20 protein-coding genes and 1 tRNA gene are annotated in these 20,624 nt (G+C 53.5%); 9 read left to right on the top strand and 12 right to left on the bottom strand.

The features are described from left to right. Nucleotides 1-159 precede the first annotated feature (159 nt). From VEZ52_RS07025 to VEZ52_RS07010, 4 genes are all read right to left on the bottom strand, one after another. Nucleotides 160-1,527 (bottom strand): aryl-sulfate sulfotransferase, encoded by a 1,368-nt coding sequence (locus VEZ52_RS07025; protein WP_324836189.1) that lies wholly within the window; start codon nt 1,525-1,527, stop codon nt 160-162. Between the two features lie 54 nt (nt 1,528-1,581). Further along, nucleotides 1,582-3,168 carry an outer membrane homotrimeric porin gene (locus tag VEZ52_RS07020; RefSeq protein ID WP_324836188.1) on the bottom strand — a complete coding sequence of 529 codons (1,587 nt, stop codon included), beginning with the start codon at nt 3,166-3,168 and terminating at the stop codon, nt 1,582-1,584. A 29-nt stretch (nt 3,169-3,197) separates the two neighbouring features. Continuing rightward, nucleotides 3,198-4,598, bottom strand: a complete 1,401-nt coding sequence (locus VEZ52_RS07015) for an SLC13 family permease (protein WP_324836187.1) — start codon at nt 4,596-4,598, stop codon at nt 3,198-3,200. A gap of 93 nt (nt 4,599-4,691) precedes the next feature. Then, nucleotides 4,692-6,140 (bottom strand): aryl-sulfate sulfotransferase, encoded by a 1,449-nt coding sequence (locus tag VEZ52_RS07010; RefSeq protein WP_324836186.1) that lies wholly within the window; start codon nt 6,138-6,140, stop codon nt 4,692-4,694. A gap of 218 nt (nt 6,141-6,358) precedes the next feature. On the opposite strand from VEZ52_RS07010, the gene VEZ52_RS07005 reads away from it, so the two are divergent. Together VEZ52_RS07005 and VEZ52_RS07000 are read left to right on the top strand one after the other, a co-directional pair. After that, nucleotides 6,359-7,030, top strand: coding sequence for a Crp/Fnr family transcriptional regulator (locus VEZ52_RS07005; RefSeq protein WP_324836185.1), 672 nt, complete (start codon nt 6,359-6,361; stop codon nt 7,028-7,030). Nucleotides 7,031-7,723: 693 nt separating this feature from the next. Next, complete coding sequence (locus VEZ52_RS07000; RefSeq protein WP_324836184.1) at nt 7,724-7,906, top strand: hypothetical protein; 183 nt, start codon at nt 7,724-7,726, stop codon at nt 7,904-7,906. Between the two features lie 276 nt (nt 7,907-8,182). On the opposite strand, the gene VEZ52_RS06995 is transcribed toward VEZ52_RS07000, so the two are convergent. Beyond that, nucleotides 8,183-9,358 carry a hypothetical protein gene (locus VEZ52_RS06995; RefSeq protein WP_324836183.1) on the bottom strand — a complete coding sequence of 392 codons (1,176 nt, stop codon included), beginning with the start codon at nt 9,356-9,358 and terminating at the stop codon, nt 8,183-8,185. 339 nt (nt 9,359-9,697) lie between these two features. Here VEZ52_RS06995 and VEZ52_RS06990 point away from each other — a divergent pair, with 339 nt between their 5' ends. From VEZ52_RS06990 to VEZ52_RS06960, 7 genes are all read left to right on the top strand, one after another. Then, complete coding sequence (locus tag VEZ52_RS06990; protein ID WP_324836182.1) at nt 9,698-10,342, top strand: GntR family transcriptional regulator; 645 nt, start codon at nt 9,698-9,700, stop codon at nt 10,340-10,342. Nucleotides 10,343-10,621: 279 nt separating this feature from the next. Further along, nucleotides 10,622-12,025 (top strand): hypothetical protein, encoded by a 1,404-nt coding sequence (locus tag VEZ52_RS06985; RefSeq protein ID WP_324836181.1) that lies wholly within the window; start codon nt 10,622-10,624, stop codon nt 12,023-12,025. Nucleotides 12,026-12,035: 10 nt separating this feature from the next. Then, a complete protein-coding gene (locus VEZ52_RS06980) occupies nt 12,036-13,184 on the top strand; it encodes an MBL fold metallo-hydrolase (protein ID WP_324836180.1) in 1,149 nt (382 codons plus the stop codon). A 74-nt stretch (nt 13,185-13,258) separates the two neighbouring features. Beyond that, nucleotides 13,259-15,067 carry a GTP-binding protein gene (locus VEZ52_RS06975; RefSeq protein ID WP_324836179.1) on the top strand — a complete coding sequence of 603 codons (1,809 nt, stop codon included), beginning with the start codon at nt 13,259-13,261 and terminating at the stop codon, nt 15,065-15,067. Nucleotides 15,068-15,109: 42 nt separating this feature from the next. Next, nucleotides 15,110-15,712 carry a MotA/TolQ/ExbB proton channel family protein gene (locus tag VEZ52_RS06970; protein WP_324836178.1) on the top strand — a complete coding sequence of 201 codons (603 nt, stop codon included), beginning with the start codon at nt 15,110-15,112 and terminating at the stop codon, nt 15,710-15,712. Between the two features lie 69 nt (nt 15,713-15,781). Further along, nucleotides 15,782-16,210, top strand: coding sequence for a biopolymer transporter ExbD (locus VEZ52_RS06965; protein WP_324836177.1), 429 nt, complete (start codon nt 15,782-15,784; stop codon nt 16,208-16,210). After that, nucleotides 16,207-16,722, top strand: a complete 516-nt coding sequence (locus tag VEZ52_RS06960) for an energy transducer TonB (protein WP_324836176.1) — start codon at nt 16,207-16,209, stop codon at nt 16,720-16,722. The genes VEZ52_RS06965 and VEZ52_RS06960 overlap by 4 nt, the downstream gene beginning before the upstream one ends. Nucleotides 16,723-16,933: 211 nt before the next feature. Here the strand turns inward: VEZ52_RS06960 and VEZ52_RS06955 are convergent, their stop codons facing one another. From VEZ52_RS06955 to rpsT, 7 genes are all read right to left on the bottom strand, one after another. Next, nucleotides 16,934-17,119: a hypothetical protein gene (locus tag VEZ52_RS06955; protein WP_227118419.1), complete on the bottom strand. Its 186-nt coding sequence runs from the start codon at nt 17,117-17,119 to the stop codon at nt 16,934-16,936. 16 nt (nt 17,120-17,135) lie between these two features. Continuing rightward, a complete protein-coding gene (locus VEZ52_RS06950) occupies nt 17,136-17,417 on the bottom strand; it encodes a hypothetical protein (protein ID WP_233483100.1) in 282 nt (93 codons plus the stop codon). Nucleotides 17,418-17,514: 97 nt separating this feature from the next. Continuing rightward, complete coding sequence (locus VEZ52_RS06945; protein ID WP_215646932.1) at nt 17,515-18,051, bottom strand: hypothetical protein; 537 nt, start codon at nt 18,049-18,051, stop codon at nt 17,515-17,517. An 8-nt stretch (nt 18,052-18,059) separates the two neighbouring features. Beyond that, nucleotides 18,060-18,608: a YagK/YfjJ domain-containing protein gene (locus VEZ52_RS06940; protein ID WP_233483101.1), complete on the bottom strand. Its 549-nt coding sequence runs from the start codon at nt 18,606-18,608 to the stop codon at nt 18,060-18,062. A 364-nt stretch (nt 18,609-18,972) separates the two neighbouring features. After that, complete coding sequence (locus VEZ52_RS06935) at nt 18,973-19,218, bottom strand: hypothetical protein (RefSeq protein ID WP_215646930.1); 246 nt, start codon at nt 19,216-19,218, stop codon at nt 18,973-18,975. An 835-nt stretch (nt 19,219-20,053) separates the two neighbouring features. Beyond that, nucleotides 20,054-20,130, bottom strand: a tRNA-Arg gene (locus VEZ52_RS06930). 163 nt (nt 20,131-20,293) lie between these two features. Continuing rightward, entirely contained in the window at nt 20,294-20,563 is a 270-nt protein-coding gene (rpsT, locus tag VEZ52_RS06925; RefSeq protein ID WP_324836215.1) for a 30S ribosomal protein S20, read from the bottom strand. Nucleotides 20,564-20,624: the final 61 nt, after the last annotated feature.

Below are 20,624 nucleotides of genomic sequence, written 5' to 3'. Positions count from 1 at the left end.
CCCTTCGGGGCTATTCTTGTACCATGCGGTAGCAAAGTCCTTCTTCATGTGCATTCACCACGCTGCCGCAACTGACAGAACAACAATCATTGGCTCACAAACGCACAGCCCCTGAGTCTGTAAAAGACCCAGGGGCTGTGAACTATCATGGAGCGGATTTTATTTTACTGCGGTGGGCTTCCAAACTTCAAAGAATTTCGGATAGCCGGGCAGCAACGGAGCTTTAACGCTCAGATCCTTGCCCTTGAGGCCGGGATAATCGGGAGCGTAGCGATAAGCCCGGTGGATCAGATTGGTAAATGTCTGATGGGCATTGGGCACGGCATCCTCACGGTCGGAAAAAACAGGCTTGGCCTGCCCTGCCATGATGGGATTCACAAATTCCCATACGACCTCACCTGCGGGGGTTACTTCAAAAAGATGCCCCTGATGCGTGGATGTCACAAGCACGTTGCCGTTGGGCAGTCTTTCCGCAGCGCCCTGCCGGTAGCTGAAAAAGCTGTTGGAACCATTGGCGGCGTACTGCCATACGATCTTGCCGCTGGCCGGGTCGACCTCGATCACGCGGGAGCGGTTGCCCTCGGGCCGTTCCGAGCCATTATCGAATATCTGCACGTTGCCGTTGGGTAGCATGGTGGCGTTGTGCTCGCCAAAAACCTGCTGGGTACCGTCGTAGTACCATTCGGGACGCGTCCCCTTGCCGTAGGCGGCGGGGTTGCCCCAGCGCTTGACGATTTTGCCCGACTTTTTGTCAACAATATAGAATTCACTGAAGTTACGGGAATTCAGCAAAATCTGGTCGGTCTTGGGCAGGTACTGCACTGTGTTGAAATGCGACCAGTCAAAGCTGTCGTATCCCGGCCCCACAGGTGTGGGCAGAGCAAAGTTGATGTCCAGTTGATCAGGGCCGGTGCCGATATGATCCCAGGCATGCCATTCCCAGACAGTTTTGCCGTTTTTGTCCACCTCGCGCACAAAATCCACCCAGAAATCGCGTACGGCCTGCCCCTTGATCTTGACTTCTTCTGGCCAGGTGCCGGGCTTGCGGCCCTTGGCCTGAAATTCGGCGGGAGTTTTGCGTTCCCAACCCAGAATCATGGTGTTGCCGTTGGGCATGCGGTCAAAGCAGTGGTGCTGGATCTCGTTTTCCGTAAGCATGGTGTACGACCACACCACGTTGCCATTCCAGTCCATCTCTTCAATAATGCCGCCTGCGCCGCCAATTTTAACCGGTTGTTCCTTGGGGGCAGCCGCACGCAGCAGGTTGCCGTTGGGCAACAGTATGGCATAGAGGCCGGGAGGGTATTTGCTCTTCCACGTGTGCACAACGTCGCCGTTCATATCAACAAGATAGGTGGTTGTGCATTTAACCGTGGGGGCAAAGAGCGTGTAGCCCTTAAAGGTCTTTTCGGGCACGAGCTTGATGACGCCGGTGGGGCCGTCATGCACCTCATATGCGGGAGCCTGCGTGGACAGTCCAAGGGCAAGCAGGCCTGCCAACAGGGAAATTGAAGCACGATATCTCATGATCATATTCCTCCGAGTTCGTGAACGTTGCATGTACGGAAATATCGCTCGGGTCTAAAACGAATAAACCACATTGAACGACGCCTTCCACGCATCCTTGACATTGAGGCTTGCGCCGGAGATGTTCTGGTAGTGGCCCCATACGTCATTGTCCAGCCAAAGGTGGATATAGCCCAGTTCCAGGATAAACGTCAGATTTTCCGCGGCCTTGTACTTGCTGTCGAGGTTGACTTCCATACCCGTATCGGCTGTGGTGAGATACGTGCCGAACGAGTTGAAGTCAGTGTTATTGCGGTATATCTGCCTTCCTGAAGCATCAGTGGCATGCCGCCCGGTGATGTATGAGGCCATTTTGGTATTATTGGTGCCGCCAAAATAGTTGACGCGCAGGGTGTGGCTTAAGTCATCAAGAAAGCTCACGTCCTTGATGCGCGCGCCTACGCCCCATGTGCCGCTGGGGTTGACCCCCAGCACGCCCTTGCCGCCGCCCATGATGGGATTGCCCCGGTAACCGAAGGTGGAGAGCGAGTTGGTCAGGTTATTGGTGGTGGCAAGGTAAGGCAGACGTTCCGAACCATTATTGGGGTTGTCGTCATCGCCGCTGAAGTACCAGCCGTACAGGCCGGGAAACCCCCAGTCCAAAGCGTATTCTGCCAGCAACATGCCAAACCAGCCCCGGCGATTCAGGTCTTCCTTGCCGTGGTCAACGCTGCCGTAAATGAAATCCCATGAAATTCTGAGCGGTTCAAAGCTGGTCCACTGCCCGGTCAGCCCGCCCCAGTACATGGAGCTGTAATCATCGTTCCACAGTCTGGAGGTGCCCCTGCCGGAGCTGAAAGCCGCCGGGTACAAACCATCGCGCAATTCCAGGCCGTCGATAGCCTGCCCGGTTATGGGATTGGTCAAGGCAACTTTTTTGCTGCCGCCGGGCATGTTGGTAACTGCGGCGGGCATGAGACTGTTTGGCCCCATGGCCCCGCCCATGCCCCAGGGCGTAATTTTGAGTCCGTCCACCGTCACTGGCACGGTCAACGCAAACAGATCAAAATTATCCATGTAACTGGCAGGCTGTGAGGTCGTACCGCTCCAGTTGTCGTTGAGCAGGCGCATCCACACACCGGTGATGCTGACGGCATCGTTCATTTTCCACGATGCCGTGATTCCGGCCACATCGTCCTGAAAAACAGGGCTGTCCAGAGCAAATCCGGGGAGTTTTATGCCCTGAAGGCCCATACGCAGTTTCAGTGGAGTATTGGGAACGACCCAATCGAGATAGGCGTTCTTGACTTTGACAACGTTGCTGCCGTCCGCACCCAACGCGCCGCCCTGAGCAGCCATGCCCCAGCGCTGTTCGCCAATTTCAAAAAAAACGGTGCCGGCAAGATTTTCTGAAGCCTTGGCGTTCAGTTGCAGATGCAACCGCTGTATAGCTTCAAACTCGTCCCTTTGCTGGTGTATGGCGGCCCACTGCTGCCCCCTAACATTGTTGCCGTTGCGATCCTTTCCCATGAAATTGCCACCGTTGATGTAGTCAAAGGCAAACTGCCAGCTTCCCTTGACGTCAAAATCGACCGCCCTGCACTGGGGTGCGCTTCCGAGCAGCAATCCTGCTGTCAAAAGTAGTATGCCCAGCTTTTTCATCCTCCCGCCTCCTTTTGTCAGTGTGCGAGTTATCCAAGCATGCGCCAGTAGGGCATGGCCACAAAGGCCACAAACACGCCCGTCAGCACCATGCGCAAAGCCATGACCAGAACCATTTCTTTGAAGTTGATGTAGCCGCTGCTGAAAAAATAGAGATACAACGCGTATTCGTAGGGGAATATCAGGTTGTCCAGGCCGTACTGGAATGAGAAGTACAGGATGCGCGGATCCAGCCCCATCTGCATGCCGAGTTCGGTAATGGGGGCGGAAAGTGTCGAGGTGGCCGCAAGCGGCGTGAGCAGAAAGTTCAGCACAACGCCCACAACATATGAGCACACAGAGGCCAGGCAGGCCCCTGTTTCACTGAACAAAGGCAGCACAAGGCCTGCCAACCAGTGTGTAACCTTGAGGAAGCCGCCTGCACTGCCGATGGCCATGCAGCCCATGATGAAGAACAGCGGCGCAAAGTTGATGGAGGCCATGCGCTTGCCGTCCATAAGCCCGATACCGGGCATAAAGGCCAGCGCCGTAATGATAACCAGCACCGATCCCGCGCTCAGATGGTGCAGTTTGTCGGTGGCAAGCAGCACCAGGGTGAGGCAAAGCAGGATAAGCGCCCGCCTTTGTTCATCCGTAACATCGCCCAGCTCGGCGTGTTTTTGCTCCACTACAGCGCACAGAACACTCCTGTTGACCGAAGTGCGCAGTACCAGCAGCACAATGCCCAGAGACATGGCCGTGTACAGCATGGCGGGAAGAAAGTTGAACTTGGCATATTCAATCCAGCTGGTTTGAATGCCCATGACCTTGTCCACAATGCCCATGCCCATAACCAGATCGCCTGCCCCCGTAAGGTAGGCCAGCTTGGTTGCCCCCACGGCAATGCAGGTGCCGAGCACCACGGCTGTGGCCTCACGGCTTTTGGGCTTGAAATCCAGCGCATCACACAGGCTCACCGCCACGGCGCAGAAAATTGCCGCCTTGCCCATGATGGAAGGCACAAGGGGAGAAACTATGGCCGCGCCAAGGGTTATGCCTGCAAGCGCTCCGGCAAAACTGCCGCCGGTAAGTTTGACGCACGTCAGCGCAATGCGTTTGCCAAGGCCTGTCACCTGAATGATCTTGCCCAGGGTGAAACCACCAATAACGATGATCGGCACCTCGGAAAGCCACGGGGCAAAAACAACCTTCTGGGGAGTGCTGCACAACAGCACGTAAAGTATGGGCAACAGGATACCCACGGCAATGTCGTTCAGCGTATCCAGAGCCCAGGCAATTACGGCCCAGAGCGTGACCGCCAGAAATGCTACCATGGGGGGAGTAAGGCTTTCGCTGCGGGGGAGGACGAAATACAAGGCTAGGGGGAGCGCCAGATTGATGCCCCATTTGGCAAGCAGCCCGGGCGTCAGGTCTGAAGTCTTGATAATCATGAGGATCTCCTGTGAAAGCGGGGATCACAGGTTCGCCCCACCACTCGACTGAGGCGAACCCGGAAGCACTTCAACGTGAATTTTCTCTAACGCCTAGCCTTTGGGATCTTCCACAGAAGCCACGCAGAGCGCGTTACTGCCTTCGTATGGCTGGCACCCTTCAACGGTCACTTCTTTGGCGCGGTCTCCGGCTGCGGCGGCCCCAGGCACACGGAAGGTAGAAACATCCAGCGGCTCAATAGGCGTTTCTACTGGCTTTGCTACCTGCGGCACCCATTCGTAAGGCACGCGGTATGCGCGGTAGGTCATGTTCATGGGCACATGCTTGCCCCAGTAAGGTGAAATAAATTCCCACACTATTTCGTGGTTGGGGGTAACCTCAAAAACGCGCCCGTCAGACCCCTCGGTGATGAGGGTATTGCCGTTGGGCAGACGCTGCATGCCGCTGATGAAGGGGCTGTAGAAGCGGTTGCTGTCCATTGGCTCAAGAAATCCGGCTTCCTTGGGTGTGTACTGCCAGACAATCTTGAGAGAAACAGGGTCTATCTCAAGAACGCGGGAATGGTCGCGCAAGGCTGCCTTCACTCCCATGGGGGAGCCGGGATTGGGCACGTCGTAGCCGCCCCATCCACCGTTATCGAAAACAAGGATGTTGCCTGCGCCCGGCAGACCGTGCGGCACCATGTGCGCATGGTGCTGGCCGATGATCCAGCCTATGGCCTTGAGCTCGGGGGAGGTGTCGTAGTCCGGCCCGATCTTCCAGGTGATCTTTCCGGTCTTTTTGCTGATGATGAAGATGATGTTGGCCTCGCGTCCATCAACAATAATATTGTCGGGATGAAAGCGTTCATCGCCAGCATCGTACCATTTGTTGGGGCCAAGCACAGACATGGAGTTGATGTGCATCCAATCGCCCATGCCTTCGGGCTGGGTCGGACGATAATTGGGGTTGCGGCACAACGTGTTTTTGGGGCCTTCGCGGAAGCCCATTTCGTCGAAATGCTCGTTGCACGACCACTCCCAGAGGATGTTTCCTTCCCAGTCCACCTCAAGGATCAAATCATCAAGCAACTGCTTGTCGCTGATTGCGCTATTTCGCACATTACGGTGCGCCAGGATAAGGGTTTTACCTTCAAGCGCCTTGGGTTCCATGCCGGGGGCGTAATACCCTACGGGGTTGCCTTCGCGCTGGAAGTCGTGGTGATAACGTGCAAGCCAGCGCCCAGGGTAACCAGGGTCTTCAATAAATTCATTCTGGTCGAATTTCCATATGATGTTTCCGTCCCAATCGACCTGGACAACATCAAGGCCGTCCTGCACACTGAATTTGCCACTGCGGCGTCCCCTGCTTGTCACAAGGTACCCGCCAGGGAAAATTTTATTGGGCATGCCGTGAACGCCCTTCCAGACATTTATTTCATGTCCGTTCATGTCCATAAGCACTGCGCCAACTTCCTGAGCCTGAAAAATAGTATATCCACCCCAGCATTTTTCAGGTTTGAATACAGTAACGCCAGTGGGGTAAATTGTTGGATGACCCATATTGAATTCCTCCAGATCAATTAATGTTTGCGGAATGCGGCAATCTCCGGCAAAAGCACAAAGAACAGCGCACAAGGAATTTGATCCACTCTATGGGGCAAAATAGTACGGATTCAGAAAAGGCATGTGTTTCATTTGCAACATTTTTCACAATTAATTGCATTTTGAAGCAAAAACCTGTTATCAGAAAGCCAGGTCAACTGTTCTAAGGAGGCAACATGGAAAAACGCGGCATCAATTGCGGACGCAGCCTGGCCTTCAAGGAAATGCGCGAAATGAACTCCTGCTGGCGTTCTGTATTGCACCTGGGCCGAAAACTTGTTTGGCCAAAGGGGCATCGCGTGCAATTTGGGCGGGAATTGTACTTTTTAGATCGAGGGAGGGTCCGGCTGACGAATCAGAATATGGAGGGTGTGGAAAAAATACTCTGGTATATTCACGAAGGGTGCGTTTTTGGCGAAACGCCTTTCTTTGATCCCATGCCTGCCGAGAGTCATTTTTCGTGCTCAACAAGCTGCGTGAGCTATGCTTTTACTGCTGAAAACGTAGAAGAAATCTGCAAGGACTATCCCCATCTACTCATCAATCTGTTGTGCTCCATGTCCCGCAAATTACGGGTGCTCTCAAATCAGGCTTCGTCCCTGTACCTCGATAACGTACTGGTCCGAACCTGCAAGTTCCTGGCGCAGCACATAATCCCCGGCAGCGATCCCCTTACTGCCGATATGGGCGTTTCCAAACAGGAGATGGCCAGCCTTTTGGGTGTGCACAGAATTTCTTTGTACAAGATATTGCGGCAGCAGGAAGAAAGCGGACTGTTCGGGCCATTCTCCGGCAAAACCGTAACAATTCTGCGCCCAGAAGAATTTTTTATGCTGGCAGGAAGTTGATGTGCTTCGGCACAAGGACAGGGAAGCCATTTTCGGTGAGGGCTTGCGGCCAGTTGCCACACAGCGGGAGATAGACGCGCAGATTGTGCAGGCTCCTGCCAAAAACACGAGACAAGCTGATTCTAGGCAAAATACAGCCCGTCTCAGCTCTCCTCTGGCGAAAGAGTGCTGGGGCATCAGTTTGGTTGCCATTAAGATGAGTTGGAATTGACCACAACGTTGCGGGAACCGGTGGCCACGCCAGCTTCCCCAGGATGAGGACTCAACGCTCTCTCCAGCTGCACCGCACCTGAATGACATGAGAAAATTGAGTGCCCTCAGTGCTGATAAAATCACTGGTGGACTAGCTGTCAGCTGAAGAACTTCAACCTTTGAACCGATGTTCCGGAAAGAACGTGAACAGAAAAGGATCTCGCAGTGGACGGTATCCGTGCGTCTGCAGCACTACACGCGTAACATTCAACGTATTGAAGATGGTTCGCGCCAGCCTGGCCTGCTGCTCCGCATGGTGGTCGCAGTAGGTGCGGATCCGGTTGTTTTTTTGAAACTCTTTTTGAAGAATCCGTCGGCGAAGCGCTCGATGGGGCGACAGTCTCGCCACCCAAAAGAGTGAGCGTGACTTGCCCGCCGCTATGGGCTGTTGAGGGGCTGAAGAGTACTCCGTTACTCGCTCAGGCACGACTGGCAGTCGGCATGTGGCAAGCCGCAATGGCAAAAAGGGCGGGGTATAACCTGCGTAATGTCAATGCGGTGGAAAAGGGGCAGCAAGAGCCTGGCGTCATATCTGCTCTTGCCCTTGTGGCGGAAACGGGGGTCTATATCCACGAATTTTTTGATCAGTTGCATCAGGTCTCAGCCGCGCTCCCCAAGGAGTAATTGCGGCGGGCCGTGGAGATATGGTCAACTGGGCGTTCCTGTACTAGCGGCAGGGCATGGCAGACACAGAAAAATGTACAGGTAAAACCAGCAAAAAAATGCGTAGGTATGCGACTGTGCTTTGTTCTCGTCGTTACCCTGTGCTTTCATCTCGCTCTAAAATCTTACATACATACAAATTAACGAGTAATTTTATATAATAAGATACTGTTGCAATATTGCGAAAAAGCACGGCTGCGCAGGAGTTGCAACCGGAGCTGTCGCAACAGGCGTTGATCAAGGATTCCTCCAGCGCAGCATGATCTGACTAAAGGCTGCCGAAACATCTGCATAAAGAGTTTCCGCATCTGCTCCAAAGGCGCGTTGCCTTTTGCTAACCAGAATAAGAACAGCGTGCAGACCATGCTCGGCATAGAAAGGTTTGGCAAAATACGAGCGTACGCCTAGTGGGGCAAATAACGCCCAGTCAATGGATTTGACACTGTCCTGGGTGTCTTCCACAATCAGCGAGCTCAAACTATACCGCTCAATATCCTGAGCTATGGTGCCCTCATAGGCATGCAGGGTGCCCCATTCAAGGCCCTCAAAAACAGGCCCCACACCATATACGGCTACACGGCCGCTGCCCATCTGGATATGCGAAAGCATCAGCCCGTCAATTGCGTGGTTGCAAAGCATGTACAGTTTTTCAAGCGCAGGACGAAGCTCGCCAGTGCAGAGGCTCAATGCACCTTCGTCTTCAATCTTCATGGGTTTGGCGTCAACGTTAACCAGCGCAACCCGCACGACCTCCTTACCCGGTTCACCCCACACAGTCAGACGGGCATGGGCTGAAAACAGGCCGCGCTCTGCGTTGCCCAATAGCAGTTTTCCCGACCATGCGTCTCGCTCTACAGCTTTTTCCAGGGCCGCCACAAAACCTTTCAGTAAAGATTGCGGCACCACTGCATCAAGCGCAAGCTCGCGTCCTTCCTGTTCTTCTCCTTCAAAAAGCATTTGGGCTGCCCTGTTGGCATCGCAGAGCTTCTGTTCATTCATGTTTACAGTAAATACAGGGTAATCGGCATCTCCTACGCGCATCTGGAGCTGCGCATTATAGCAGGCAGAATTATAGCCGCCGGGCAAAAACGCCTCTTTCAAAAAGCCGCTGTAAACATCCTGTTCCGGCTCTGGCCAGCCCTGCAAAATGAGCGGCGTGCGGCCATCGTCGTATTTCAGCCTGAAGATAGCGGCGGCAGGCCGCCCGGCATGGATCATATCCCAGAACTCCACGAGCAGCGGATAGTCCTGCTCCATCACCGCCTGCTTTCTGAACGCGGCATTTTTCAGCAGCTGCGGCGCATCAAACCCCGCACCGCGCCACCGGGTAAAAACCTCAAGACGCGACTCGCGCTGGCAAATGCTCCACAATAATCCAGGAAACCCTTTGCGCCATTGAAGAAAACGCGCCATGCCAGCTCCATTTGTTGACAATAAAAACTCAATCCACCCGTATTGGCAGTAAAATAGACGCTAACCATGAGCAAGACTTTTTTATACGCAACAGTGGTCTGACCACTGCTATAAATATCAACATCACGCTGCGATTTCACCCGTATAATCTGCTTATTATCCACATAATTGTACACATGCTTTTATAGTGGTCATACCAAATTAATAAAAATACATTATGTTTTTCACTATGTTAAACAGAAATAGAAAATTTATTAGCTTATGTTGCCAAAAAATTTACAGGCGCGCAAAATGAAGTCATATAAAAGTACTTGAATACGCTTTGCCTGGAGGACGCCCGTGATCACGCCAGCAAATGCCGAAAACCCGCTGGAGCACGCCCTGTTGCAAGGGCGCTGGGCGCTGTTTGAACGCCTGCCCGCAGAACGGCACCTCGCCGAAGAGCTTGGGGTCAGCCGCGCAACGCTGCGCACTGCCCTGAGTACCCTTGTGGGCAAGGGTATTCTGGAAACCCGCCGCAACAAGGGCACATTTGTGCGTGCCCTTCCCTGCAACCCTGACGCCGCCAGCCTGGCCGACAGTCTGCGGGCCATGAATATCGTCATGACCCCCTTGCTGGCAGCGGTATCTGGTTCATTTGCGCCATCAGTCATGCTAACGATCGAGCGGCATCTGCCCTCCATAGGCATGGCGCTGCACAGCGGCGACATGCGCCTGCTGGCGCAGCATCACCTGAAATTTTTCTACATACTTTTACGAGCCATCGACAACGGCCGCCTCGCGCAGGCTGGCGCAGCCACTCTGCCCGAGGTTGGTGCGCTTGCCCGGCTGCTGCAAGAGTGCAGCCAGGCACGGCTTGAGGAGCTGTTCAAGCATCTGGCCCGCACGCTGCATGGTCTGCGCCATGCGGACGCGCAAGCCTGCGCATCTTCCGTTTCGGCCTACGCAACATGCCTTTTGCAAAGCCTTGGGGAAGAAGAATGATAGACCAGCAAAGACGCAATTTTTTACGGGGAAACTGGCGCGCGGTTTCCCCATGCATACCGGGCGAGAGTTTCGATGCAGAGGCCTTGGCCTGCAACGGCGAGGCGCTGCTGCCGCCAGAATTTTCGTCCAGCATGTTGCGGTTAGAGGGGCAGCGGCTAGGGCTGCCCGTGGATAGCATGAACGAGGATGTACTGATTCGAGCAGTTGCACAGGCAATGCGCGCGCAAGCGCGCCCCCCCGTGGAAACGGAAACCCCGCAATCTTGAGGAGGGTTCTATGGCTGACCACGATATTCCCTATCTTGAAGAGCGAAAGCTCATCAAGCGCTGGCAGGGACCTTGGCCTGTATTGGCCAACATGGTGGTAACGCTCTCCATATTTGCCGTAACCTGGTGGATTTTTCAGGATCCACGCGGCATCATGCGCTTTTATACGCCCTATGTGGGCTACAACTATTGCCGCTGGTGGCTCATCATTCTTATCTGGATGGCCTATATATTCGATTTCTGGCCGTTCAAACGCAACTGGATACGCAATGCGCACCCCCTGCAAAAAGGCCTTGTGCTTTCGCTTGTGTCAGTAGGCGTTATGATACTGATGATTCATGGTTTTTTTGAAAATATTCTGGGCAATTTTGCCTTTACCTATTTCAGTCCGCACCAGCTGCAAAAGCTGCCAGGGCTGACCGAATTCTACTCCACAGAATACGCGGCCCAGGCTTGCATGATGTTTGCCGTTATTGCCTCGTGGATCAGCCCGGCCTGGATTGTGGCGCTGGAAGGCCGCCCCTGGCAGAACGAGGGCCAGCCAGTCAGAGGCTTCAGCATATGGCTGGGCACATTCTGCCTCAGTCTGGTCATTTACTTTATGACCATGCACAACCACATGGGCATTCTGTATTACCCATGGCAGTACTTTACGGCCATTACGCCCCCTTACTGGGAATCGTTTGCCCAGACTGTTTCCGCCAACTTTCATGTGGCCTGGATCATGTGCTGCACCGTTGTGGTGTGGTTTGTGGAAGGCATATGGGAACGCTACCCCTTCTGCCTTATCAAAAGGCCGGGGCTGCGCCGTTTTGTGACGTTTTTTGGCATTATAGCCATTTCCGTCTCACTGTGTTTCTTCTTCTGGTACATGCAGGAACTCGTGTGGGGCGACGCCATACGCGGTCACCGACGTGATGCCGCCCCCGACTGGCGCTGGCTGCATGTGGGCGAAACGGCCATCTTCTTCCTCGTACCGGCGTTATTTCTGCAATTCTATTGCGGCAACTGGCCCAACAAGTTCAGCACGCCGATAAACGTGCTTATCCGCACAGTGCTTGTGGCCCTTGGCGGCATCGCTGTTTACTGCCTGTACTACAAGTACGCGCACTTTATTCTCGGCACGCAAAAGGGCTTTTCTCACCCGCAGCAGTTCCCCATGATCCCCATGATCTGGCTTATCGATATCTGGCTGATCAACTGGTGGTTCATGGACGGCTGGCCCGGCTGGAAGCGCGAATTGCGCACCAGCGAGGAGATCGCCGCCGACGAACACGCCTTTGCCGTCCAGAGCGCCTGGACTCCGGCCATGCTTCCCGGTCTTGTTGTGGGCATTCTCGCTGGCGTTATTCTGTACTTTGCCATAGTGGCCGCGCTGCCCTGGTTCAGCGCACACTTCACCCTTGTGCAGTAGGGAGAACAACATGGACAGACGAGAATTTATCAAGGGTGCAGCGTTAGGAGTCGGCGTGGGGGCCATCGGCGCCATGGGCGCGTATTCATACTCACCCATGCGCAGGGCCTTTCTTAAGGACGTAAAACGCGGAACGGCAGATATCGGCGTTTGCAAGGCAATCAAGATTACCAACATCTCCGAAACGAGCTGGTTTGACAACGGCACCTTCATGAAGGATGTGACCGGCGCGGGCGGCCTGCTGGTAGACCAGTACACGTTCAACTGGCCCCCGTTTGGCAACGGCAAGGGTATCGGCAAGGGCAGTTACGCCGATGGCATGAAGTTGATCAAACATCTGCTGCCCAACAAGCTGGAAGAAGCCTGGCAGATCGTACGCGAAAACAGCGTACATTCTGAGAATGCCGGTGGTTTTTCATGCCTTGTTGAAATTGAGGCCATGGACGGCAAGGTGACAAAATACCTTTTTGACACCGGCTGGAATTACCTGTGGATGGACACCTGCTACAAGCGGGAAGGCATCGACACCATGCTGGCCAACAATGAAATTACCGCCATGATCCAGACGCACGAGCACATGGATCACTACTTCGGTCTGCCCGCCGTAACCAAATACAATCCGAATATTCACATTTACACGCCCAACACCTTCTACCCCAACGGCAAGCAGTACCTTAAAGACTGCGGGCATGTGGGCAAGTGGACTGAAGTGCCCAAGGGCCTGCACAAAATTCAGGAGGGCGCGGCTCTCTACGGCTTTGACTGCCCCATCATTTTCAAAGTGTTTGGGGAAATGTCGCTCTACTGCAACGTAAAAGACATCGGCCTTGTAAGCATCACCGGCTGCTGCCACCAGGGCATCATTCTTTTTGCCGACACCGCCTACAAGACCATTGCCTACGAAAACGACCAGTTCTACGGACTCTACGGCGGTTTGCACATCTCGCCCTTTGACGACTGGGACCCCAAGTACGACGATCTGGTGATCGGCCTTAAAAAATGGGATCTGCAACGGGTGGGCTGCAACCACTGCACAGGGCTTATCACGGCCCAAAAGTTTGTGGATGCTGGTTACCCGGTTGTAAAAGGCACGGCGCGGTTTCGCTCAAAAACAACAAACTACCTCGGCAACGGGGACGTCATCAAGTTTCCATCGTAAACGGCAAGACCGGGAGGGGGCCAGCCCCCTCCCGGCTGGATTATGGACACAGCCCACCACGACGGAGAACAGCCATGCGCCTCGACACGCTATTGCCACGCCCCCTCTCGCCAGAAACCGATGCAGAAAGCCCCTCCATCCTCAACTGCCTGCTCACCGGCATTCACCTTGACCGCAGACGGGCGCGGGGGCTGGGCTGGCGAGGGGTACACCCTTCCAACCAGCTGTATGCCGCCTGGACATGCCGGGTGGCGGATTTTCCCTACATCTACGGTCTGGTTTTTCTGGAAGAACACACGGACGATTCCTTTCTCTATGGCACGTTTACTGCGCACGTTTTCCCCGATGCGGCAGATCCAATTCTCGACACGTTTCCTCTTCAAGCGCTGGCATTGGCCATGGGTGAAGGCTACGAGGAAAGCGTGCGTAATCTCTCGCTGCACGCCCCCGCGCTTGCCCCTTTCTGCATGGGAAAATTTCAGTTTGTCATCGCGCTGGACGGTACGGGGCTGACCCTGTCCGTATCCGCTCCGGCCAGATACCGCCAGATTTCCAAACAGGGAATTGCCGCGCCAGCAGTGAAAGCCGCGCAGCCTTCAGAGTGGATTGTCCCGCCCGGCGGGGTGGAATACGATGTGCCCGCATTCAGGCTGCTGCTGCGGCTCTTTACCACAGTCGCGGCCACCGCAAGCGCCCTGTTTGAAGAAAAACCACGTCTGAGCCTGCACATGACACCGCAGACGCAGCCGGACGCAGACCCCCCAAATAACATTCCCCACATCCTGTCGCTGCATGCGCAACTGGGAACAGGCCCACAGGCTCCGGCCCGCGCAGATTGCGACAGCAATGGCCGTGCGGGGGCTGCTCCGTCCTTATCCGCTGACGGCAAGATTTTGAAGCATCTGCCCGGCTTCCAGCGGCAGGGGCCCACATGCCCTGATGCCGACCTGCCACTCATGCATATACTGACCGGGTTTCTCGGCGCGGGCAAAACCACCTTTCTACGCCGCTGGCTGGATTATCTGAATGGCCGGGAACAGTACGCCGCCGTGATACAGAATGAATTTGGCCGCATAGGGCTGGATGCTTCTCTCACGCGCGGCGAGACGCATGTGGAAGCTCTGGACGAAGGCTGCGTGTGCTGTTCGCTTGCAGACAGCCTGCGCCCAGGCCTGCAACGCCTTTTGGATGCGGCCCCCGCCGAACAGATCATTCTTGAAACCACAGGCCTTGCCAACCCCGCCAACGTGCTTGAATCCATGAAAGATCTTGACGATCTGGTGCGGCCTGGGCTGGTCATAACGGTCGCCGACGCTCTGGCCTGGGATGCGTCAGGTTCTGGCATCAGCATGGCGCAGGTGGAACAGGCCGATGTTATCATTGCCAACAAGTCCGACGCCGTCTCCCGGCAACAGCTTGAAGTGATGATGCGCGATCTACGCCGCTGCAATCCCAAAGCCGTTATCCTGCCCGCAGTGCAGGGCAACATCTCCTTTGCCATTCTGGAATCCCTGCACACCGCATGGCTGGACGCCCAAGGCCTGCCGCCCTCGCGTACCCCCCGGCTGCAAGCCATGAACGTCTTGCGCCCCCCCAACCATGCAGACGAGGGTTTTGCCTCGTTTTGTCTTAACCTGCCGCAACCGGTCAGCGTAAAAGACATAGAGCGCATGGTGGACTGCGCTGGCCCTGGGCTGTGCCGGGCCAAGGGCATTGTCGATCTTTACGGCGATGGAACCATCACACCAGCCGTTGCCCAGTACGCCGCTGGCCGCCTGGAATTTGAAGAAGTTCCGGACGGATCAGACGAACGGTACATGGTCTTTATCGGGGTGAACATGTCGCCGGTTCACGCTCCGGGCAGCCCCTCCACAACAGCATAAACCCCGTCGGCACTGCGCGCCGGTTGCGTCAAGGAGACAGTTATGAACATCATTGCACTTGGGGGCTGGATGATGTGGCCCCTACTGGCGGTTTCCATTCTTGCCCTGACGGTGATTGTGGAACGCCTGCTGCTCTACGCATCGTGCGCCTTACCCGATGACGAGCTGAGGTCGGCCCTGCTCAAAGCCTCGTGCAACGGCGATGTGGGCACGGTAGCGGAACGCATGGCCGCAGTGCCGTTGCTGCAACCGTTTTCCGAGCTGCTCACAGTGGCAAGCCTCAACCGCGAGTCAGCCCTGCATCTGGCTGGCGAGCAGATTCTTGAGCAACTGGAACGGCGGCTTGGCCTGCTCGGCGCCATTGCCCGGCTGGCTCCGCTCATGGGCCTGCTGGGAACGGTGAGCGGGATGATCTCCATCTTTTCCCGCATTGCGCACGCAACCAACGGTGTGGACATGAGCATGCTGGCCGACGGCATCTGGCAGGCATTGCTCAACACGGCCTCCGGCCTGTGCATTGCCATTGTTGCCCAGTTTTCGCTGGCATTTTTTCATGCCCGCCTCAAGAACATTGCCAGTATGCTTGATGCTGCGGGCAATGCCTCGTTGATGCAAAGTACACCCGCCGCTGGCGATGCCAGCTAATTTTTTCGCGGCACGACCAACTGATGCAGCCGTGCCTGACAGATTCACTCTTGCTGCGCCAAGGAGGTAATGCAGATGCTTCGCCTTACCCGCCCGTTGAACGCATCCTATGAGTATGACCTGATCCCGCTCATAGATATGTTATTTATATTACTTATATTTTTTGTCATTGCCGCAGCATTTGCAGTTCGCGGGCTTGAGGTAGATCTGCCCGCCGCCAACAGCAGCAAAACGCTTTCTGGCCGCGTAATTGAGCTGCGCCTTACCGCTGAAGGCGATATTCTTTGCGAAGGGCAGCCGCTACCCCGGCAGGAGGTCAGGGGCAAACTGCACGAGCTTGTGCGGGGCTTCAGGAGCAGACCGGGCAGGCTCGTGCTGGCCGCTGACCCCAAAGCGCCGGTAGAAAGCCTGATATTTCTTGTGGATGAAGTGCGTATGCAGGGCGGAGAAAAGCTGCTTATTGCCACCACCGGGCAACTGGCAACGGACAAGCCATGACAACCACCGAACGATTCTACGCCGCGCTTGCCATTTCGTGCATTGCTCACTGGGGGATGCTCCACCTTTTTGGAGCAATGTCCGAGCAAAATTCACTGGGCGCATCCACAATAATCAGCATGGAGTCTCTTGGGCTTGGGGCTTCACCGGAAGGCGGCTCTGGCATCAGCATGGAGCCCGCCCCCAACCGGGTTGAACCGCAAAATACGGCAGACAAAAGGCGTGAGGCTTTTTTTGCCTTTCTTGACGATCTGGATGCGGCAGTACACGCCCACCGCATGGATGGAGGAGAAGAAGGACTGCTTGGCGTCGCGGCTTACGCCTTCACCGTACGGCCCGACGGCAGCTTTACCGACCCCCTGCTGCGGCAGACGTCGGGCTCTCCTGCGCTTGATGCAGCGGCATACCGGGCAATCTGCGCGGCCAGCGGCAGCGTAAAGCGCCCGGAAATTCTGGGCAACGGCGACATCCCCGTTGTTCTGCATGTAAAATATCAATACGACTTGCGTTAGCGGCAGATATTCTCGCTATTCAACAGAACTATTCACAAAAAATTACGATTCTTGATCATAGTTCCCCACAAAAGACTAACAATAATAAATTTTCTGTACCACTTCGAACACTGATTATTATTGCTATCGTATAATTTTCAGATTCTATTGTCATGATAAAGTATATATTCTGTACAACGCATTATCCCATTAACAGATAACACAAACATATTCATTGCGTTAGCAACTCAATGAGTTGGCTGGCCTCATTTGCTGTCATCTCGCTATATTCCTTGTAAAAGTTTATAGAACAAAGCACTTCAGCGTCTAGGCCCTGCCGCTCAGCAAGGTCATAGGCATAGCAAAGTTGCTTGTCAGAAGCAGGCTGATTGGCACTGCGTGGAGTAAAACTGTACATAATCACCTCAAATTTTTCATAATAGTTGAAATTTTTTTCGAATGTACGCCATGGCTGAGGCGCGGGTGTAGCCAATCTTTGACCCTGCCCGTACGCGCTCTGCAGGGCCTTTGCGCATGGCGTCCTCGTTTGAGAGCGTTTTGGCTGAAATGAGCCCTCCTGTAGCCCTTGACAGTTCAGCTCGTGACATCACAGGCGGCAATTCCTGTTCTATGGATTTAAAGAATGCTTCTGTACCGATGCCATGGTTAATTAGTCTTTCAGAACGCTCAAAATTGAGTTGCCAGTATTCTTGCATGTGCTCTCCTGCCTATTGGGCTGATAAGGGTAGATGTGGGAATGCATATAATAGACTGACAAGGGGGATGAGAATCACCCCCCCTTGCCACAAATATTTACCAGGGCACTTTGCCGTTAACTTGGTCGTTGGCTTTCAGCGACTTAATAATCTTATCTGCATCTGCACAAGTGCAATCTGCCAAAGCCTTGCCCACCAGATCACGTGCTAACGTGTCAGGCTTTGCCCCTCGCGCTAGCCTATTGATAAAGTTTACTTGACTGTCGCTGATGGGCTTTTTGGTTGAAGCTTGGCGTGGTGATGGTGGACTTTGCCACACGCTTGCCTGCCGTTTTTCTGCACACAAAGCCTGAATGCAAGCTACCGCCGCGTCTAATGAGCTGCGTAACGAATCATCCAGCAGTTGATGTGGTGCCCCGCCATTTGCCGTATCCGGCGTTGCAAATCCTGGCATGGAAACGTGAATGTCCCCGACATGAAGGTCTGTCTGAGCGATCGCGATATGCCCGTTCCCAGCTTCAGGAGCCTGCTTGATTACAGTTTTTATAGTTGAAAGGCCCAGATTGCCGATTTTATCCTGCACCGTAAACAAACCATCGGCCCTCGCCACATTGTTAGTGATGCTCTTGTCCATGATACCTCCTAAGTATTTGAAAGCCTTGTGCAACTGAAATTTCTCTGGCCATCGTAGCCAACAGTTTTTGTGTAACTCTTCGACAAATATGAAAGTTGATTCAGAATTTCTTGGAAGCGTGCTTTATAAGCAGCTTGGCCAGCATCCCGTCGGATCAACTTGCCGTTGTAGTCAGGATCGTCTTTCAGACAGCGGTTGATGCAGCCGGTTACCAGACAACCCAGAGTTCGTGCCCATGCCTCTTCAACATTGCGAAATACATGCCAATAGTCACGAACCTTGTGGCCGTTGAGGAACAGAGCACAGTGGTAATGGGGGTGATGGCTTCGCAACTGCTCGCGTACCCAAATGTAGTAGGGATCAAGCCCCTGACGGGTATATTTTTTCACGACATAGGCCATACAAACTGAAATATCAGTATTTTTTGCTGGCCCATGATAATGCACAGGGTAATGCACATCAAAACGAACGATAAGTGCTTTCGAATGCTTCCTGACGTATTCATTGAGCAACTCGTTTATCCTACAATCAATGCTTTCAATAAACTTATATTGCATTTTAAAATCCTTAGTTTTGTTATTAATGATTATACAACAAACAGCTCAATTAATTTTATTATTATAAATTGTATTACCTACCTCCTGCTAATTTTTTTAAAATACAAACGACAATTCGTACACTTTTGTGCAATAATGCTCTTTTATGCTACACAAATTAATGTCCGAATTAAAAAATTACATTGATGGAAAACTTAACCAATCCAATACGCTTGTGCCCCTAAGCTCACGCGCAATTTGATCGGGTTCCATCCGAAATTATTCGCTAATAACGAAGGTAAGCCACAAAAGTCTTGGGATAAAAAAAGCCGCCGGTGACCAATATGGCCACCAGCGACATTCAAATGTAGTTAGGGGTGGAAGACTAAGACGGAGACATTTCGGTATCCTTGAGCATGTTCCTTAGATATTCAAGAAAACCTTCTTTCTGGTACCAGACTTCACGCTTGACGAAAAAACGACCAGCAGGGCCGATCTTTTTGCTGTCACGATTGGCAAGTGTTCGGGGGTTTACGATGCCAAAAGTCAGTTCGCGCACTCTTTTGCGCGGGAAGCAAGGAGGCAGGGTCTCTTCTAGCAACCTCAAAATGGTTTGGGCCGGGGATGTCATGGTTATGGCTCCTGCAGAATGATGTCGCCTAAGGCGCATCACATGCGGGAGCGCTGTAAAAAAAAATGCATGAGCAATCTGCAGACATGAAAAACGCCCTTGGATCACTCCTTTCCCTGGCACTTAACGAAATACGGCCTCCAGGCCGGTTGCTGGTTTGGCCCCCAACGTTTGAGCACACTGGCGTTCAAGTAGAGGGGGATGTGTAGCGTGTCCATCTACACCTGATCCAGACATGACTAGCATGGCAATTTTCCACGTAAAACATATATGATTTTTTATTTTGTCATTTTGTCAGTAACAAATACATCATTGGTTGTTCAACCAAACAATGCATCATGGAAGCTTCGCAAAGAAGAAAACGACGGGAAAAATTGATACACTGGCACTAACAACCAGAACCGAAGATGACAGAAAATTTGAATTGAATAGCAGCTACGCGCCATGCATGATCTATAGCGAACGCAGTTAAGAAAATTGGAACGTCAGGCGGGTTGAACGCGGGCATTGAGAGCCTCATGGCAGAGCAGACGCCACTACTCTTCCACAAACTCAAAGATCGGGTGTGCGCCCAGGCAACGCATCAATTAAAGCGCTCATTACGACTTAGTAGATATTATCACAATTTTTGCGACAATCATTCCTTAGCCTCTGGTGTGAAGTCAGCAACGTTGATAAATGATAAAAAAGGAGGGCAATCGATTCGCCTTTGCTTGAGCCTAGCAAGTTCACGAAGTTTACCCTCGTATCACTGAAAAGTGGGGAGAGAATGGGGAGAGATATTGACAAAACAAAAAAGCCCTTACGGTTATTAACCGTAAGGGCTTGATTTTAATGGTGCGCCCGAAGAGATTCGAACTCCTGACCTACAGGTTCGTAGCCTGTTGCTCTATCCAGCTGAGCTACGAGCGCGTTCAACGAAGAGGAAACTAACTTAAGTCACAGTCGCCGTCAAGCTTTTTTTCAAAATATTTTTTGAAAAGCCTGTGAACTTGTTAAAAATTATTTTCTGTAACTTCCCGTAAGGGAATGTGCTCACCCCTAGGGCAAGCACGCCTCAAACCAGTAAAGAAAACTACTCAGCGCTGATGCCGTTAACGGCATGAGCCAGACGCGAAATCTTGCGTGCGGCTTTCTTCCAGTGCATGGCACCCTTACCGGCAGCCTTGGCAAGCACGGAAGTGGCGTTGGACAGGGCTTCGCTGGCCTGGCCCTGTTCGTTGCTCTGGATGGCGGCGCGAACCTGCTTGATGGCATTCTTCACGCGGGTACGGGCGGCGCGATTGCGGCCTGCCCGCTGCAAGCTCTGCTTGTGACGCTTGAGGGCTGACTTATGGTTGGCCACTTTGAATCCTCCACATATGTTGGGCTTGCCCGCGCAAGCCATGAAAACAAAAGTTAGCGCG

It is taken from the genome of Desulfovibrio sp. (assembly GCF_035644575.1).
Lineage (GTDB): Bacteria > Desulfobacterota > Desulfovibrionia > Desulfovibrionales > Desulfovibrionaceae > Desulfovibrio.
Note: the sequence above shows the minus strand (reverse complement) of the source record. Positions and strands in the feature narration are given on the sequence as shown.

What these genes read in the sequence shown, in the direction of transcription:
- VEZ52_RS07025 (WP_324836189.1), bottom strand. Translation starts at nt 1,527, where the DNA reads ATGAGATATCGTGCTTCAATTTCCCTGTTGGCAGGCCTGCTTGCCCTT.
- VEZ52_RS07020 (WP_324836188.1), bottom strand. Translation starts at nt 3,168, where the DNA reads ATGAAAAAGCTGGGCATACTACTTTTGACAGCAGGATTGCTGCTCGGA.
- VEZ52_RS07015 (WP_324836187.1), bottom strand. Translation starts at nt 4,598, where the DNA reads ATGATTATCAAGACTTCAGACCTGACGCCCGGGCTGCTTGCCAAATGG.
- VEZ52_RS07010 (WP_324836186.1), bottom strand. Translation starts at nt 6,140, where the DNA reads ATGGGTCATCCAACAATTTACCCCACTGGCGTTACTGTATTCAAACCT.
- VEZ52_RS07005 (WP_324836185.1), top strand. Translation starts at nt 6,359, where the DNA reads ATGGAAAAACGCGGCATCAATTGCGGACGCAGCCTGGCCTTCAAGGAA.
- VEZ52_RS07000 (WP_324836184.1), top strand. Translation starts at nt 7,724, where the DNA reads ATGTGGCAAGCCGCAATGGCAAAAAGGGCGGGGTATAACCTGCGTAAT.
- VEZ52_RS06995 (WP_324836183.1), bottom strand. Translation starts at nt 9,358, where the DNA reads ATGGCGCGTTTTCTTCAATGGCGCAAAGGGTTTCCTGGATTATTGTGG.
- VEZ52_RS06985 (WP_324836181.1), top strand. Translation starts at nt 10,622, where the DNA reads ATGGCTGACCACGATATTCCCTATCTTGAAGAGCGAAAGCTCATCAAG.
- VEZ52_RS06980 (WP_324836180.1), top strand. Translation starts at nt 12,036, where the DNA reads ATGGACAGACGAGAATTTATCAAGGGTGCAGCGTTAGGAGTCGGCGTG.
- VEZ52_RS06975 (WP_324836179.1), top strand. Translation starts at nt 13,259, where the DNA reads ATGCGCCTCGACACGCTATTGCCACGCCCCCTCTCGCCAGAAACCGAT.
- VEZ52_RS06970 (WP_324836178.1), top strand. Translation starts at nt 15,110, where the DNA reads ATGAACATCATTGCACTTGGGGGCTGGATGATGTGGCCCCTACTGGCG.
- VEZ52_RS06965 (WP_324836177.1), top strand. Translation starts at nt 15,782, where the DNA reads ATGCAGATGCTTCGCCTTACCCGCCCGTTGAACGCATCCTATGAGTAT.
- VEZ52_RS06960 (WP_324836176.1), top strand. Translation starts at nt 16,207, where the DNA reads ATGACAACCACCGAACGATTCTACGCCGCGCTTGCCATTTCGTGCATT.
- VEZ52_RS06955 (WP_227118419.1), bottom strand. Translation starts at nt 17,119, where the DNA reads ATGTACAGTTTTACTCCACGCAGTGCCAATCAGCCTGCTTCTGACAAG.
- VEZ52_RS06950 (WP_233483100.1), bottom strand. Translation starts at nt 17,417, where the DNA reads ATGCAAGAATACTGGCAACTCAATTTTGAGCGTTCTGAAAGACTAATT.
- VEZ52_RS06945 (WP_215646932.1), bottom strand. Translation starts at nt 18,051, where the DNA reads ATGGACAAGAGCATCACTAACAATGTGGCGAGGGCCGATGGTTTGTTT.
- VEZ52_RS06940 (WP_233483101.1), bottom strand. Translation starts at nt 18,608, where the DNA reads ATGCAATATAAGTTTATTGAAAGCATTGATTGTAGGATAAACGAGTTG.
- VEZ52_RS06935 (WP_215646930.1), bottom strand. Translation starts at nt 19,218, where the DNA reads ATGACATCCCCGGCCCAAACCATTTTGAGGTTGCTAGAAGAGACCCTG.